Genomic DNA, 14,952 nt, shown 5'->3' on the forward strand with positions numbered 1-14,952 from the left:
CCTCAGCGCACGCCGGTGGAGCCGAAGCCGCCCGCGCCGCGCGTGGTTTCGCTTGCCTGCGTGGCCTCGCGCACCGCGACCTGCGTCACGGGGGCGATCACCATCTGGGCGATGCGCATGCCGCGCTCGATGACGAAGGGTTCCTCGCCGAGATTGGCGAGAATGACCTTCACTTCGCCGCGGTAATCGCTGTCGACGGTGCCGGGCGAATTGAGGCAGGTGATGCCGTTCTTGAAGGCAAGGCCGGAGCGCGGACGGATCTGCGCCTCGAAGCCGTGCGGGATTTCGAAGACGAAGCCGGTCGGCACCAGCGCGCGCTTGCCGGGCTCCAGCGTGAGCGGCGCATCGGCCGCCACGGCGGCGCGCAGGTCCATGCCGGCGGCGCCGGCGGTCTCGTAGGCGGGAAGCTCGATCCCTTCGCCATGCGGCAGGCGGACGAGGGAGAGCAGGGGCTGGGAGGGGGCGTGTGCGTTCATGCGCCCATAAGCCGGTCCACGGCCCGCCCCGTCAATTGCATCTTCCCGGCGGAGCCTGTAAAGACGCCGGCAACTCACAGGATATTGCAGAAAATGGCCGAAACCCTTGCCGAGGCGGTCTCCCGCCGCCGCACCTTCGCGATCATCGCGCACCCGGACGCCGGTAAAACCACACTCACCGAAAAACTCCTCCTCTTCGGCGGCGCCATCCAGCTCGCCGGCGAAGTGAAGGCGAAGAAGGACCGCATCCAGACCCGTTCGGACTGGATGAAGATCGAGCGCGAGCGCGGCATCTCGGTCGTGACCTCCGTCATGACCTTCGAATATGACGGCAATGTCTTCAACATCCTCGATACGCCCGGCCACGAGGACTTCGCGGACGACACCTACCGCACGCTGACGGCGGTGGACGCGGCCGTCATGGTCATCGACGCCGCCAAGGGCATCGAGCCGCGCACGCTGAAGCTGTTCGAGGTCTGCCGCCTGCGCGACATCCCGATCATCACCTTCGTCAACAAGATGGACCGCGAGAGCCGCGACCCGTTCGAAATCCTCGACGAGGTGGAAGAAAAGCTGGCGCTCGACACCGCCCCGGTCACTTGGCCCGTCGGCCGCTCGAAGACCTTCTGCGGCTCCTATCACCTTGCCGACCGCACCTTCCGCGGGTCTGATACGCAGGTCCAGCCGATCCGGATGGACGAAGCCGCCGAAGTCGCAAAACACCTGCCGGAGAACGAGCGCCAGGCCTTCATCGACGAGATGGAGCTGGCCCGCGAGGCCTGCAGGCCGTTCGACCGCGAAGCTTTCCTCGAAGGGCACCTGACGCCGGTCTTCTTCGGCTCGGCTCTGCGTAATTTCGGTGTGCGCGACCTCATCAACGCGCTCGGCGCCTTCGCGCCGCCGCCGCGCGACCAGGTGGCGGATGTGCGCAAGGTCCATGCCGCAGAAGACAAGATGACGGCCTTCGTCTTCAAGATCCAGGCCAATATGGATCCGAACCACCGCGACCGCATCGCCTTCGCCCGCGTCTGCTCCGGCATGCTGGAGCGCGGCATGAAGGTGCGCCTTGCCCGCACCGGCAAGACCATCGGCCTTTCCGCCCCGCAGTTCTTCTTCGCCTCGCAGCGTCAGCTTGCCGATACGGCCTATGCCGGCGACGTGGTGGGCATCCCCAACCACGGCACGCTGCGCATCGGCGATACGCTGACGGAAGGCGAGGCGCTGGTCTTCGAGGGCGTGCCGAACTTCGCGCCGGAAATCCTGCGCCGCGTGCGTCTGGAAGACGCCATGAAGGCCAAGAAGCTGAAGGAAGCGCTCCAGCAGATGGCGGAAGAGGGCGTCGTGCAGCTCTTCTCGCCGGAAGACGGCTCGCCCGCCATCGTCGGCGTCGTCGGCGCGCTGCAGCTCGACGTTCTGAAGGAGCGGCTTTCGGCCGAATACGGCCTGCCGGTTTCCTTCGAAATGTCGCGCTTCTCCGTCTGCCGCTGGATTTCCTCCGACAGCGCGGCCGAACTCGACAAGTTCGTCACCCAGCGCCGCGGCGATATCGCCCGCGACCTCGACGGCGACCCGGTCTTCCTCGCGCAGGACGCCTTCTCGCTGCGCTACGAGGCCGAGCGCTACCCGGCGATCAAGATGGTCGCCATCAAGGAGTATCACGTCACCAAGGCGTGAAGGCCCAGCGCAGGCCCCTCATCCGGCCTGCCGGCCACCTTCTCCCCGCAGGCGGGGAGAAGGGGATATGCCGCGCTGTTTTCCCGATCAATAACCGTTCGTGGGGCAAGTCCCCTCTCCCCGCCTGCGGGGAGAGGGTTAGGGTGAGGGGCAACCGCCGGGGCTCACTTTCGGCGTGACAGGCACGCCATCATTTGCGACAACCATCCCGAGACAGGGGCGTCCGCCGGAAGGCGGGCTGAGAAGCACCCTTTGAACCTGAACCGGATCATGCCGGCGGAGGGAGTCGAACGGCGCTGCATCCCTGCTGCCCGAAGACCGCCTCCGCCCGAAGGAGGCGAGATGGCTGAAACGATCGCAAATATTCTCTCGATTGCGGGCTCCGACCCGTCGGGCGGGGCGGGCGTCCAGGCCGATCTCAAGACCTTTGCCGCGCGGGGCGCTTATGGCATGGCGGTGCTGACGGCGCTGACGGCGCAGAACACGCAGGGCGTCTCCGGCGTGCATCTCGTGCCGCCGGCCTTCGTCGCGGCGCAGATTGCGGATGTGTTCGGCGATATCCGAGTGGATGCGGTCAAGATTGGCATGATCGCCTCGGCTGACATTGCCGAGGCCGTGGCGGGTGCGCTTTCGCGCCATCGTGGCCCGCCTGTCGTGCTCGATCCCGTCATGGTGGCCAAGGGCGGGGCATCGCTGCTTGCGCGCGAGGCTGTCGAGGCTCTGACCCGCCGCCTTCTGCCGCTCGCGACGGTCCTGACGCCCAACCTGCCGGAAGCCGCTGCGTTGCTCGGCGAGCCCGAGGCTGCCGACCGGGCCGCCATGGAGGGGCAGGCGAAGCGGCTGCTGGCACTGGGGCCGAAGGCGGTGCTGCTCAAGGGCGGCCACCTGCCGGGCGGTGAAAGCCCCGACGTGCTGGCCACCCCGGATGGGGTGCGCTGGCACGAGGGCGTGCGGGTGCTGACGCGCAACACCCATGGCACCGGCTGCTCGCTGTCGAGCGCCATCGCCGCCGAACTCGGCAAGGGCAGGCCGCTCGCGGAGGCCGTGGCGGCGGCCAAGAGCTTCATCGCCGGTGCGGTGCGCAGCTCGGATGCGCTTGCCGTCGGCTCCGGCCATGGGCCGCTCCATCATTTCCACGCGCTCTGGGCCTGATCCTCAGCGGTCCGCCAGCGCCAGCCGCAGCCCCATCACGCCGAGGGCGGCGGCGAAGCTGCGCTGCGTCCACACTATGATCTTCGGCCGGCTCAGGACCTGCCGGCGCAGGCCGGCGGCAAGCCCGGCATAGATGGCGAAGACGAGGAAGGTCAGGGCCATGAAGACGCCGCCGAGGAGGAGCATCCGCGCGGTGGCGTCCGGTGCGTTGGCGGGAATGAACTGCGGCAGGAAGGCGAGGAAGAACAGCGAGAGCTTCGGATTGAAGATGTTCGTGAAAATGCCTTTGCGCACGATGCGCAACGCCTTTTCCGCGGGCGCCTGCTCGGGTCCGAGATCGAGTGCATTGCTCTCCTTCAGGAGGCTCCAGGCGATGAAGAGCAGATAGGCGACGCCGATGTAACGTAGGACCTCGAAGGCAAGCGCGCTCGCATGCAGCACGGCGGCAAGGCCGGCGACGCTGGCGAGGATATGCGGCACGATGCCCAGCGTGCAGCCGAAGGCGGCGAGCAGGCCGGCGCGCAGACCGCCGCTGATGCCGAGCGCCAGCGTATAGATCACGCCCGTTCCCGGAAGCAGGATGACGACGAGCGACGTGATGAGGAATTCAAGGGTCATGGGAGGCTCCGTGCGGCTTGGAAGCGGCAGGAGACACCGGGAAACCCGCCCCGGTCTTGAACGAAATTGCGGAAAGCGTCAGGCGCGGGCGGCGAGCCAGGCGCCCGGCGTATAGCCGTAGCGGCGCGTGAAGTTGCGCGTCATGTGGCTCTGGTCGGCAAAGCCCGCCGCCATGGCGGCTTCGGCGAGCGGCGTGCCGGTCGCGATCAGCCGGCGGGCAAGCTCCGTGCGCCGCTGGAGCTGGTAGGCATGGGGCGTCAGGCCCGTGCTGCGCGCGAAATCGCGTACCAGCCGGAAGCGCCCGATCCCGCATTCGGCGGAAAGGTCTTCGAGGCTCGCGACCGAAGCCGGGTCGCTGTCGAGTTTTTCGCGGGCGCGGACGACGGCTGGTGTGGCGACGCCTTGACGCCGCGGCGCTTGTTCCCGCAGCAGCGCGGCCAGCAGCAGGAGAAGGCGTTCCTCCCGCGCGAGGGCGGTCGCGTCACGATCCATGAGTGCGGCGAGCGTTGCCGAAACCATCCCGGCCATCCGCCCGTCCTCCAGCACCGGCGCGTAAAATTCCTCGCGCGGCTTCCCCTCGAAAATATCCCGCGCCGCCGCCGCGACGACGGCGGGCTGCAGGTAGAGCATGCGCCAGGCGCGCGGTTTGTCGCCGATGGGCGCGCCGTCATGCACTTCGCCGGGATTGACGGTGATCGTATGGCCGGCCCCGGCCTCGACCATGCCGCGCCCGCTCGCCGATTTCTGCGCCCCGCGCTCGATCACGCCGACGCCATAGGCGTCATGGGTGTGGCGGGCGAAGGAATGCCGGCTGTCGGCGAAGACGGCCTCGATGCCGTCCATGCCCGTCCTGAAAATCTGGAAGCGCCTGGCCGTCACGGTTCAGTCCCCCGGCACGCCGGGAAGCGCCGCGGTCTCGCCGACCCAGTCGGCGGCGGATCTGCACCAGAACTGCCGTGTCGGTTTCAGGGCCGCGCGCTGGTTGATGCTGCCCCAGCGGATGCCCCAGGTCCCGGCACCCTCGCCGGTGCCTGTCGTGAAGAGCGGTGAGCCGCATTCCGGGCAGAAATATTGCAGCCGCTGGCGACCGTTCTCGGCGATCCTGACATAGAGTGTCGGCGGGTTTCCGGTCAGCCTGACGGCGGTCTCGGGCACGATGGCGGTGACGCGGTAGGGCGAGCCGGTCAGCCGCTGGCAATCCGTGCAATGGCAGATCAGAACCTCGTCCGGGTCGATCTCCGCCTCATAGGTCACGAAACCGCAATGGCATTGTCCGTCGATCCGCATGAAATGTCCTTCCGCCGCAGGATACGGCGGAAGGATAGGGGCTTGTGGCCGCGCGTCAATGCGCCGGCTTGATGAAGGTGCCGTTGCGAAGCTCGCGCATCGCCTGCTGCAACTCTTCCTGCGTGTTCATCACGATGGGGCCGTGCCAGGCGACCGGCTCCTGGATCGGCTTGCCGGAGACGAGCAGGAAGCGGATGCCCTTCTCGCCGGCCTGCACCGTCACCTCGTCGCCGGTGTCGAAGACGACCAGCGTGCGGTTGCCCGAGAGGTCGCGGATGTTCAGTTCCTCGCCCTGATATTCCTTCTCCACCTTCACGCCGAAGGGCTTGGAGGCGTCGCGGAACGTGCCGGAGCCGGCGAAGATATAGGCGAAGGCTGAGCGGTAGGTATCGACCGGCAGGCGCTTCGTCTTGCCCGGCGGCACGGAGATGTCGAGATAGACGGGCTCGGCGGCGATGCCGTCGACCGGGCCTGTCTTGCCCCAGAAGCTGCCGGCGATGATGCGTGCGGCCGCGCCGTCGTCATCGACGACGACGGGAATGTCGGCGGACTTGATGTCCTGGTAGCGCGGTGCGGTCATCTTCAGCGACGAGGGCAGGTTCGCCCAGAGCTGGAAGCCGTGCATCTTGCCGGCAAAATCGCCGCGCGGCATTTCCTGATGCAGGATGCCGCTGCCGGCGGTCATCCACTGGACGTCGCCGGCGCCCATCACGCCATGATTGCCGAGGCTGTCGCCATGCTCGACGGAGCCGGCCAGCACATAGGTGATGGTCTCGATGCCGCGATGGGGATGCCACGGAAAGCCGCGGATATAGTCCTCGGGTTCATCGTTGCGGAAATCGTCCATCATCAGGAAGGGATCGGTCATCGACGGATCGCCGAAACCGAAGACCCGGTGCAGCTTGACGCCGGCGCCTTCCATGGCGGGGCGGGCGATGCTTTCATGTTTTACGGGGCGTATGGACATGGTTGGGTCCTTTCGACTGGGTTGCTTGGGGCCCTTATACGCCTCGGCCATTGTTCACGAAATCGGGCCGGATTGAAACGCAGTGTTCACAAAAGAGGATTGCACGCGCGGCTGTCGCCACCATGACACGCATGGTTTCGCCCCGTTTATGTTCGTTAACGCCTTGTTACCCATTTTCGTTGAAAATCCGGTGCGTGCCATGGTTAATGCGTCGGGTTCGGCACCGGTTCGCGCCGGTCTCTTCAAAGCGGGAAAAGCATCATGTGCCGTTGGGCAGCCTATCGCGGAGAACCGCTTTTTCTTGAGGAACTCGTGTCCTCGCCTGCCCATTCGCTGATCGAGCAATCCCACTGCGCCACCCGCGCCAAGACGGCCACCAATGGCGACGGCTTCGGCATCGCCTGGTATGGCGACCGCCCGGAGCCGGGCCGCTACCGCGACATCCTGCCGGCCTGGTCGGACTGCAACCTGCGCAGCATCGCCCGGCAGGTCCGCTCGCCGCTCTTCCTCGCCCATGTCCGCGCCTCGACGGGTGGCGGCACGCGGCGCGACAATTGCCATCCCTTCGTACACGGCATCTGGTCCTTCATGCACAACGGTCAGATCGCCGATTTCGATCACCTGCGCCGTCCGCTCGAAACCATGCTGGACAACGACCTCTACAATGCCCGCACCGGCTCGACGGATTCGGAGCTGCTGTTCCTGCTGGCCCTGCAATTCGGGCTGGAGCGCGATCCGCTCGGCGCCATGGCCGAGGCCATCGCCTTCGTCGAGCGGCTTGCCGCGCATCTGGAACGCAAGGTGCTGGTGCGCATGACGGCCGCCTTCTCCGACGGCGACCAGCTTTACGCCGTGCGCTACGCGACCGACTTCAAGGCGCCGACGCTCTATGCCGCGCCGATGGGCGAGACCGGCGGCTACTGCCTCGTTTCCGAGCCGCTGAACGACGATACGGAAGCCTGGGTGGAAATCCCCGACGGCAGCGCCGTCGTTCTGGGGGAGAACGGCGTCGACATGCGCATCTTCTCGCCCGCCGGGCGGCCGGCGAGCGCCATGGACGCGAAGATCGCTCTCGTCAAATAAGGCGCGCCGCGACCCAGTCGGCAAGGCGTCCGGCGACCTCGTCCTTCGAAAGATCGGGCCATTGCTCCACGCCGGCGGCGGTGATGAGCTTCACGCTATTGCGCGTGCCGCCCATGATGCCGGTTTCGGGGGAGACATCGTTGGCGACGATGACATCCGCCCCTTTCTTCTGGAGCTTCACCCGGCCGTTGTCCTCGACATCCTGCGTCTCGGCGGCAAAGCCGACGACGACCTTCGGGCGCTGCGCGTGGTGGCCGATGGTCTTCAGGATATCCGGGTTTTCCGCCAGCATCAGCGGCGGCGGGCCTTCGCCCGGCTTCTTCTTGATCTTTTCCGTGTTCTCCGTCGCCACGCGCCAGTCAGCCACGGCGGCGACCATGACGGCGATATCGGCCGGTAGCGCGCCGAGAACGGCCTCCAGCATCTCCTCCGCCCGCTCGACATGGATCACCTTGACGCCGCGCGGATCGGGCAGCGTGACCGGGCCGGAAACCAGCGTCACCTCCGCGCCGAGCTTCGCAAGGGCGGCGGCGATGGCATGGCCCTGCCGGCCGGAGGAACGGTTGGCGATGTAGCGCACGGGGTCGATAGGTTCGTGCGTCGGGCCGGATGTGACGATGGCCCTGCGGCCGGCAAGCGGCTTCCCGCCGCCGTCGAGCAGGTCTTCCACGGCCGCGACGATTTCCAGCGGCTCGGCCATGCGGCCGAGGCCGGCCTCGCCGCCCTCCGCCATCTCGCCGGCATTGGGGCCGATGAAGGCAAGGCCGTCGCGGCGCAGCGTCTCGACATTGCGGCGCGTTGCGGCATGGGACCACATTTTCGGGTTCATGGCGGGCGCGACGAGCACGGGCCGGTCGGTGGCGAGCAGCACGGTCGAGGCGAGGTCGTCGGCAAGGCCGTTCGCCATCTTGGCCATCAGGTCGGCGGTCGCGGGGGCGACGACGATGAGATCGCAGTCGCGCGCAAGGCGGATATGGCCGACATCCTGCTCGTCCTCGCGGGAGAAGAGGTCCGTATAGACATGGCCGGAAGAGAGCGCGCCGACGGCGAGCGGCGTCACGAATTGCTGCGCGCCCGCCGTCATGACGGGCCGCACCTCCGCGCCACGTTCGCGCAGGCGGCGGATGAGGTCGAGGCTCTTATAGGCGGCGATGCCGCCCGAGATGATGAGGAGGATGCGTTTTCCTGCAAGCGACATGGCAAGTCCCGGCTCTTATGGCGGCCGAAGGACCGCCGGTCTGTCCTATCCCGTCGAAAGCGCTTTTCCAAGCCGTTTCGGCTCACGCGCCCTCGTCGGGAATGTTCAGCACATGCCCGCAGGCCTTGCAGTGCACGGCGTCCGCCTCGTGGCGGGAAAGGCCGCATTGCGGGCAGGGGAAATGCACCTTGTAGGGCCGCACGATCGCCTGCGCGAGCCGCACGAAGAGCGAGATGCCGATGATCATAGTGACGATGGCGGTGAGCTTGCCGAGCGTGCCGGGCAGCACGATGTCGCCGAAGCCCGTCGTGGTGACGGTCGCGACGGAGAAATAGAGCGCATCGACGAAACCCTCGAACCCTTCCGCGCCGTAGAAGAAGTTGCTGTAGACGAAGCCGGTGACGAGGAAGAGGAAGACGAGGAAATTGGCGCAGGCCTGGATGACGTCTTCCCTGTCGCCGTTTCCCGTCCGGCGCAGCATCAGCGTCAGGAGCTTGCTCTGGCTGATCGCCCAGATGCGCAGCACGCGCAGGAAAGCGAAATTGTGCAACTGGTTGGGAAAGAGCAGGGTGCCGAGGATGACGATATCCACCCAGGTCATCGGCCGCAGCAGCCAGTAGCGCAGGTTCGGCGCAATCAGCGCCCGCGCGCCAAGCTCGAAGGCGATGACGGCCGCGATGAGATAATCGACGATCACATAGGCCGGGCCGGTGCGCAGATAGGGGCCTGCGACGAAGAAGGCGAGAATGGCGATATCGATGAGCAGCATCGCCACCTGGAAGCGGATCGCCTCCCGGTCGCGCCCGAAATAGAGGCCGCGCAACTGCCGGCGCAGCCTTTCGAAAAAGGGTTGCGGTTCGGTGGCGCTCACGGGCTCTTCTGTCATGGAGCAGAGACTAGCGCCGGGCGGGCGCTGGTCAAGCAAGACCGTTTAGCTGAGCTTCCAGGCGATGTAGACGAGCGTGGCGGCGATCACCCAGAGCGCGAGGCGGCCGGACCGGCTGTGCCGCGCCTCGGAGCGGCCGATGGCTTCGGCCGTCTCGGCGTCGAAGCGCAGGCCCTTTTCCGCCATGGCGGTGAGGTCGTGCGAGAATTTCTCCGCCTTGGCGGCGATTTCCGGCGCGGCCTCCGCCAGCCTGAGCGCGGCATGCGCGCCGTCGCGCAGGTCCGCCAGAAGGCGCTTGGGGCCGAGATTATCGCGGATCCAGTCGCCGACGACGCCCTCGGAGGCCTTCCACATGTTGAAGCGCGGGTTCAGCGTGCGCGACACGCCTTCCACCACCACCATGGTCTTCTGCAGCATGACGAGTTCGGTGCGGGTCTCCATGTCGAAGAGTTCCGTCACCTCGAAGAGCAGCGTCAGGAGCTTGGCCATCGAGATCGTCTCGGCCGGCTGGCCGTGGATCGGCTCGCCGATGGCGCGGATCGCCTGCGCGAAGCTCGCCGTGTCGTGATGGGCGGGCACGTAGCCGGCCTCGAAATGCACGTCGGCGACGCGCTGGTAGTCGCGGGTGATGAAGCCGTAGAGGATTTCGGCGAGGAAGCGGCGCTCCTTCTTGCCGAGTCGCCCGACGATGCCCATGTCGACCGCGACGATGACGCCCTCAGGGTCGACGAAGAGATTGCCCTGGTGCATGTCGGCATGGAAGAAGCCGTCGCGCAGCGTATGGCGCAGGAACGACTGGATCAGCGTATCGGCCAGCTTGTCGAGATCGTGGCCGGCGGCGCGCAGGCCCTCGACATCCGACATCTTGATGCCGTCGATCCATTCCATGGTGACGACGTCGCGGCCCGTGCGCTCCCAGTCGACCGTCGGCACACGGAAGCCGGGATCGTCCTTGGTGTTCTCGCCCAGTTCGGAAAGCGCGGCCGCTTCCAGCCGCAGGTCCATCTCGACCTTGGTCGTCTGCTCCAGCGTCCGCGTCACCTCGACGGGTTTTAGCCGGCGCGTGTTGGGCAGAATCTTCTCCTGCAGGCGCGCGGCCGCATACATGGCGTCGAGGTCGTGGCCGAAGCGCTGGCGCACGCCGGGACGGATGACCTTCACCGCGACCTGCTTGCCATCGCGCACCGTTGCGGGATGGACCTGCGCGATGGAGGCGGCGGCGATGGGATCGCCGAAGCTGGTGTAGAGATCGGTGAGCGAGCGGCCGAGCGAGCCTTCCACCGTCGCGACGGCCGCTTCTTTCGGGAAGGTCGCCATGCGGTCCTGCAGGGCCGAAAGCTCGACGGCGATTTCCGCGCCCACCACGTCCGGGCGGGTCGCAAGGAACTGGCCCATCTTCACATAGGAGGGGCCGAGGCGCTCGATGGCGCGGGCAAGGTTGTCGCCACGCACGCCCTTGGCGGCCTTGCGGCGCTCGAAGAGGCCGGCAAAGGCATGGGCGGTGCGGGCAAGCGTCGGCATGCCCTCGGTCGGCAGCGCCGAGACCACGCCTTCGCGCACGAGGACCCAGCCCACGCGGGCAAGGCGGAAATAGGCGCCGACTACGCTCATGCGGAAAGGCCGTCCTTGCTGGGGAAGAGGGCCATGCTCAGAGCTTCCAGCCCGAATGCAGCGCCGCGATGCCGCCGGTATAGTTGGTGTAGGTAACGCGCGAGAAGCCGGCGTTACGGATTATCGCGGCAAAGTCTTCCTGATTGGGGAACTTGCGGATCGATTCCACCAGATACTGGTAGGGTTCGGCGTCGCCCGTGATCATCTTGCCGAATTGCGGGATCGCCTTGAACGACCAGGCGTCATAGACCTTGTCGAGCAGCGGCATTTCCACCTCGGAGAATTCCAGCACCAGCAGCCGCCCGCCGCGCTTCAGCACGCGGTAGGCTTCCGAAAGCGCGACATCGATGCGCGGCACGTTGCGGATGCCGAAGGCGATCGTATAGGCGTCGAAGGTGCCGGCCTCGAAGGGCAACTCTTCGGCATTGGCCTCGACGAAGTCGAGATTGGCCGAAAGCCCCTTCTTCGCCGCCCGGTCCGCGCCGACGCCGAGCATGGAGCCGTTGATGTCGAGCACGGTCGAATGGGCAAGACGGTCGGATGCTTCCACGATGCGGAAGGCGATGTCGCCGGTGCCGCCGGCAACGTCAAGCGACCTGTAGGCGGCGTCCTTGCGCGGGTTGAGGCTGGCGATCATCGCGTCCTTCCAGGCCCGGTGCAGGCCGGCGGACATGACGTCGTTCATGATGTCGTAGCGCTTGGCGACCTTGTGGAACACGTCGTTGACGAGCGCCTGCTTCTCGCCTTCCCGCACCTCGCGGAAGCCGTAGGAGGTTTCCATGCCGCCGTCTGCGGATGTGCGCTGTTCGGTCATCGTCGTCTCCATGGGCCGGTCTGTCGCAGCCATATTGCTGGCAAGACCATAGCGAATTGGCTTTGGCCGCGCTATCTGAACGCTTCGCCGGGTATATAGGACATTGATGGCCGGGAGGGAAATGCCGGACCGCGGCAAATGCGCTCAAGGTTAAATCGTCTTCAAGGAGAACGGGATGCCGGAATTGCCGGAAGTGGAAACGGTCAAGCGCGGCCTTGCGCCCGTCATGGAAGGATCGCGCATCCGCCGCGCGGAATTGCGCCGCCCGGACCTGCGCTTTCCCTTCCCGCCCGCTTTTTCCGAGGCGCTGGAAGGCCGCCGCGTCGTCTCGCTCGGCCGCCGCGCCAAATATCTGCTGATCGATATCGAGGGCGGCGACGTGGTGATCGCCCATCTCGGCATGTCCGGCTCGTTCCGGGTGGAGGGCGCGCCGGAGGCGCAAACGCCCGGCGACTTCCACATGCCGCGCAGCAAGGACACGCGCCACGACCATGTCGTCTTCCATCTGGAGACGGCGGAAGGCGAGCGCCGCGTCGTCTATAACGATCCGCGCCGCTTCGGCTTCATGGACCTTGCCCGCCGCGAGGATCTCGCCGCCCATGCCTTCTTCCGCGATCTCGGCCCCGAGCCGACCGGCAATACGCTCGACGCCGACCATATCGCCGCCCGGTTCCGCAATCGCCAGACGCCGCTGAAGGCCGCACTACTCGACCAGAAGAACATTGCCGGCCTCGGCAATATCTACGTCTGCGAGGCCCTGTGGCGCTCCCATCTTTCACCGGAGCGGCTGGCCGGAACGCTGGTGACGGCGGCCGGCAAGCCGAAGAAGGAACTTGTGGCGCTCACGGCCTCGATCCGAGAGGTCATTGCCGATGCCATCGAGGCCGGCGGCTCGACCCTGCGCGACCATATCCGCGCCGACGGCTCGCTCGGCTATTTCCAGCACTCCTTTTCCGTCTATGACCGCGAGAAGGAGCCTTGCCGCACGCCGGGCTGCACGGGCACTATCGGCCGCATCGTGCAGGGCGGCCGATCGACCTTCCACTGCGCCGTCTGCCAGAAGTAAGTCTTAAGGAGAGAAACATGGCCTATGAAACCCTGCTGGTCGAGACGCGCGGACGCGTCGGCCTCGTCACGCTCAACCGGCCGCAGGCGCTGAATGCGCTGAACCGCCAGCTTCTCGATGAACTGAAGGGTGTGCTCGCAGGCTTTGCGGCGGATGCCGGCATCGGCGCCGTCGTCATCACCGGCTCGGAAAAGGCCTTCGCCGCCGGCGCGGACATCAAGGAGATGCAGCCCTACGGCTTTGCCGATGCCGTGGTGGAAGACCTTGCGGCCGGCTGGGACGACGTCGCCGCCTTCCGCAAGCCGATGATCGCGGCCGTCAGCGGCTTTGCGCTCGGCGGCGGCTGCGAGCTGGCCATGATGTGCGATTTCATCATCGCCTCGGAGACGGCAAAGTTCGGCCAGCCGGAAATCACGCTCGGCATCATTCCCGGCATGGGCGGCACGCAGCGCCTGACGCGCGCGCTCGGCAAGGCCAAGACGATGGACCTCGTTCTGACCGGCCGCATGATGGATGCGGCGGAAGCCGAGCGCTCGGGCCTCGTCGCCCGCGTCGTCGCGCCGGAAAAGCTGCTGGACGAGGCGCTGGCGGCGGCGGAAAAGATCGCCGGCTTCTCCCTGCCCTCCACCATGATGGCCAAGGAGGCGGTGAACCGCGCCTATGAGACGGTGCTGTCGGAAGGCATGCGCGCCGAGCGCCGGCTGTTCCATGCGCTCTTCGCCACGGAAGACCAGAAGGAGGGCATGGCGGCCTTCGTCGAGAAGCGCAAGCCGGCCTTCAAGCATCGGTGAGTCAGTTCCCCGGCGTTTGTTGCAGAATCCGCGTTGACGCCACCGTGGTTTCCAGCTATACGCCGCCCACAGTTTGGAAAGCCGAATTCCAAGGTTTTCCGATATTGCTCCCGAATTGCTTTGATGACAGGTCGCAGTGACCCGGCACGGCGAGGGTGGAGTTTGTGTCAGATTTCTGAAGAGAGGCATACATGGCCAATACAACCTCGGCTAAGAAGGCGACCCGCAAGATCGCCGCGCGCACCGCAGTCAACAAGTCGCGCCGCTCGCGCGTCCGCAACTTCATCCGCAAGGTCGAAGAGGCCATCGCCTCCGGCGACCAGGCTGTCGCAGCCGCCGCTCTGAAGGCCGCTCAGCCGGAACTGATGCGCGCTGCCACCAAGGGCGTGCTTCATTCCAACACGGCTTCCCGCAAGGTTTCGCGTCTGGCGAACCGCGTTAAGACGATGTCGGCCTGATTAAGCCTTTTCAGGTACTGTAATATTAGAAAAGCCCGGTGCATCGCGCCGGGCTTTTTTGTCGTTTCCGGCCCCTGCATGGTTAATCCGCAAGCTCCGATCGTGTCAAAAGAGTGACGAGGAAAATCGTTTAAATTCAGTTAGTTGCGGGAGGTTATCCCGTACCTGTGACCCTTTCGTTGCGGGAGTTTGACAGCAATTTGAGTCAAGCGAATTTTTATTTTTTTCGTTTTCGAAGCCTTCCGAAAACAGCCCGAAAACAAAGCCATTGATTCCTAACGGATTCTCCTTGGAGGGGGCGATTCCGAGTCAAAAACGGCCTCGCGAGTCAACGCCCGCCCCTTAATTTTGCGTAAAATTCGTGATTGATCTTGGGGGCTGATCCTGCCTAAATGCTTTCCACAGGGGGCGCGGACACAGCCTGAAAATGATCGCCGGCAAGACTGCCTGACAAGGCAGAGGTGGTCATCTGTCCTCTGTAACGGAGCGGCTCCGCTTCGTAAAATCATCCAATCGGCAAAGCTTGCCCCAGATGCCCCCGGCACTCTGGCAAAGGCTTTTGCGACCTTCGGTTGCGTCGATTGCAAAGCCGCGAGGACGGCCTGATGATTGAGGGCATGCCCGCCGGGCGCTCTACGAGGGAGCGGACGGTGCGGCCACAAACGGGACCATCCGATCGGGCATGATGCCGGATCGTTCGGAACCGACTTGTGTTTGACAAACAGGAACTGCGTCGGAAGTAGGGGGCCGGCGTGGTTTGGGGCTCCAGATCCCGTTCCGGGCTATTGGCTCTGCGCGGACGGGTGACGGCAAACATGGAAGGCGCCGGCAGGAATGCCGACGTGGCGAATTGAGCATGAAAGGCGGCAAG

General features: G+C 65.8%; 15 protein-coding genes and 1 riboswitch. Of the genes, 6 read left to right on the forward strand and 9 right to left on the reverse strand.

Annotated elements, in window-relative coordinates; all coding sequences use genetic code 11:
- Positions 1–2 precede the first annotated feature (2 nt).
- Positions 3–476: a dUTP diphosphatase gene (gene dut, locus K8M09_RS19565; protein ID WP_160786657.1), complete on the reverse strand. Its 474-nt coding sequence runs from the start codon at positions 474–476 to the stop codon at positions 3–5.
- Between the two features lie 93 nt (positions 477–569).
- Here dut and K8M09_RS19570 point away from each other — a divergent pair, with 93 nt between their 5' ends.
- Together K8M09_RS19570 and thiD are read left to right on the forward strand one after the other, a co-directional pair.
- A complete protein-coding gene (locus K8M09_RS19570; protein WP_160786656.1) occupies positions 570–2,150 on the forward strand; it encodes a peptide chain release factor 3 in 1,581 nt (526 codons plus the stop codon).
- Between the two features lie 205 nt (positions 2,151–2,355).
- Positions 2,356–2,452: riboswitch (TPP riboswitch) on the forward strand.
- Between the two features lie 40 nt (positions 2,453–2,492).
- Positions 2,493–3,302, forward strand: coding sequence for a bifunctional hydroxymethylpyrimidine kinase/phosphomethylpyrimidine kinase (thiD, locus tag K8M09_RS19575; protein ID WP_160786655.1), 810 nt, complete (start codon positions 2,493–2,495; stop codon positions 3,300–3,302).
- Between the two features lie 3 nt (positions 3,303–3,305).
- On the opposite strand, the gene K8M09_RS19580 is transcribed toward thiD, so the two are convergent.
- From K8M09_RS19580 to K8M09_RS19595, 4 genes are all read right to left on the reverse strand, one after another.
- Positions 3,306–3,920: a LysE family translocator gene (locus K8M09_RS19580; RefSeq protein ID WP_160786654.1), complete on the reverse strand. Its 615-nt coding sequence runs from the start codon at positions 3,918–3,920 to the stop codon at positions 3,306–3,308.
- A 78-nt stretch (positions 3,921–3,998) separates the two neighbouring features.
- Positions 3,999–4,799, reverse strand: a complete 801-nt coding sequence (locus K8M09_RS19585; RefSeq protein ID WP_229342036.1) for an AraC family transcriptional regulator — start codon at positions 4,797–4,799, stop codon at positions 3,999–4,001.
- 3 nt (positions 4,800–4,802) lie between these two features.
- Positions 4,803–5,207, reverse strand: coding sequence for a GFA family protein (locus K8M09_RS19590; protein ID WP_160786653.1), 405 nt, complete (start codon positions 5,205–5,207; stop codon positions 4,803–4,805).
- Between the two features lie 55 nt (positions 5,208–5,262).
- Positions 5,263–6,174: a pirin family protein gene (locus tag K8M09_RS19595; protein ID WP_160786652.1), complete on the reverse strand. Its 912-nt coding sequence runs from the start codon at positions 6,172–6,174 to the stop codon at positions 5,263–5,265.
- A gap of 261 nt (positions 6,175–6,435) precedes the next feature.
- On the opposite strand from K8M09_RS19595, the gene K8M09_RS19600 reads away from it, so the two are divergent.
- Positions 6,436–7,257 carry a class II glutamine amidotransferase gene (locus tag K8M09_RS19600; protein WP_160786651.1) on the forward strand — a complete coding sequence of 274 codons (822 nt, stop codon included), beginning with the start codon at positions 6,436–6,438 and terminating at the stop codon, positions 7,255–7,257.
- Here the strand turns inward: K8M09_RS19600 and coaBC are convergent.
- The 4 genes from coaBC to ubiE form a co-directional block, all read right to left on the reverse strand.
- The gene (gene coaBC / locus K8M09_RS19605; RefSeq protein WP_160786650.1) at positions 7,250–8,455 is read right to left on the reverse strand and encodes a bifunctional phosphopantothenoylcysteine decarboxylase/phosphopantothenate--cysteine ligase CoaBC; all 1,206 of its coding nucleotides are present in this window, start codon (positions 8,453–8,455) and stop codon (positions 7,250–7,252) included. The genes K8M09_RS19600 and coaBC overlap by 8 nt on opposite strands.
- A gap of 82 nt (positions 8,456–8,537) precedes the next feature.
- Positions 8,538–9,341 carry a potassium channel family protein gene (locus tag K8M09_RS19610; RefSeq protein ID WP_160786649.1) on the reverse strand — a complete coding sequence of 268 codons (804 nt, stop codon included), beginning with the start codon at positions 9,339–9,341 and terminating at the stop codon, positions 8,538–8,540.
- 45 nt (positions 9,342–9,386) lie between these two features.
- Positions 9,387–10,952, reverse strand: a complete 1,566-nt coding sequence (gene ubiB / locus K8M09_RS19615; RefSeq protein ID WP_160786648.1) for a 2-polyprenylphenol 6-hydroxylase — start codon at positions 10,950–10,952, stop codon at positions 9,387–9,389.
- 37 nt (positions 10,953–10,989) lie between these two features.
- The gene (gene ubiE, locus K8M09_RS19620; RefSeq protein WP_160786647.1) at positions 10,990–11,766 is read right to left on the reverse strand and encodes a bifunctional demethylmenaquinone methyltransferase/2-methoxy-6-polyprenyl-1,4-benzoquinol methylase UbiE; all 777 of its coding nucleotides are present in this window, start codon (positions 11,764–11,766) and stop codon (positions 10,990–10,992) included.
- A 175-nt stretch (positions 11,767–11,941) separates the two neighbouring features.
- On the opposite strand from ubiE, the gene mutM reads away from it, so the two are divergent.
- The 3 genes from mutM to rpsT all read left to right on the forward strand — a co-directional run bounded on the left by mutM (position 11,942) and on the right by rpsT (position 14,081).
- Positions 11,942–12,832, forward strand: coding sequence for a bifunctional DNA-formamidopyrimidine glycosylase/DNA-(apurinic or apyrimidinic site) lyase (mutM, locus tag K8M09_RS19625; RefSeq protein WP_160786646.1), 891 nt, complete (start codon positions 11,942–11,944; stop codon positions 12,830–12,832).
- A 17-nt stretch (positions 12,833–12,849) separates the two neighbouring features.
- Positions 12,850–13,623 (forward strand): enoyl-CoA hydratase, encoded by a 774-nt coding sequence (locus K8M09_RS19630; protein ID WP_160786645.1) that lies wholly within the window; start codon positions 12,850–12,852, stop codon positions 13,621–13,623.
- A 191-nt stretch (positions 13,624–13,814) separates the two neighbouring features.
- A complete protein-coding gene (gene rpsT, locus K8M09_RS19635) occupies positions 13,815–14,081 on the forward strand; it encodes a 30S ribosomal protein S20 (RefSeq protein WP_160786644.1) in 267 nt (88 codons plus the stop codon).
- Positions 14,082–14,952 lie beyond the last annotated feature (871 nt).

It is taken from the genome of Shinella zoogloeoides, assembly GCF_020883495.1.
Classification (GTDB): Bacteria; Pseudomonadota; Alphaproteobacteria; order Rhizobiales; family Rhizobiaceae; genus Shinella; species Shinella zoogloeoides.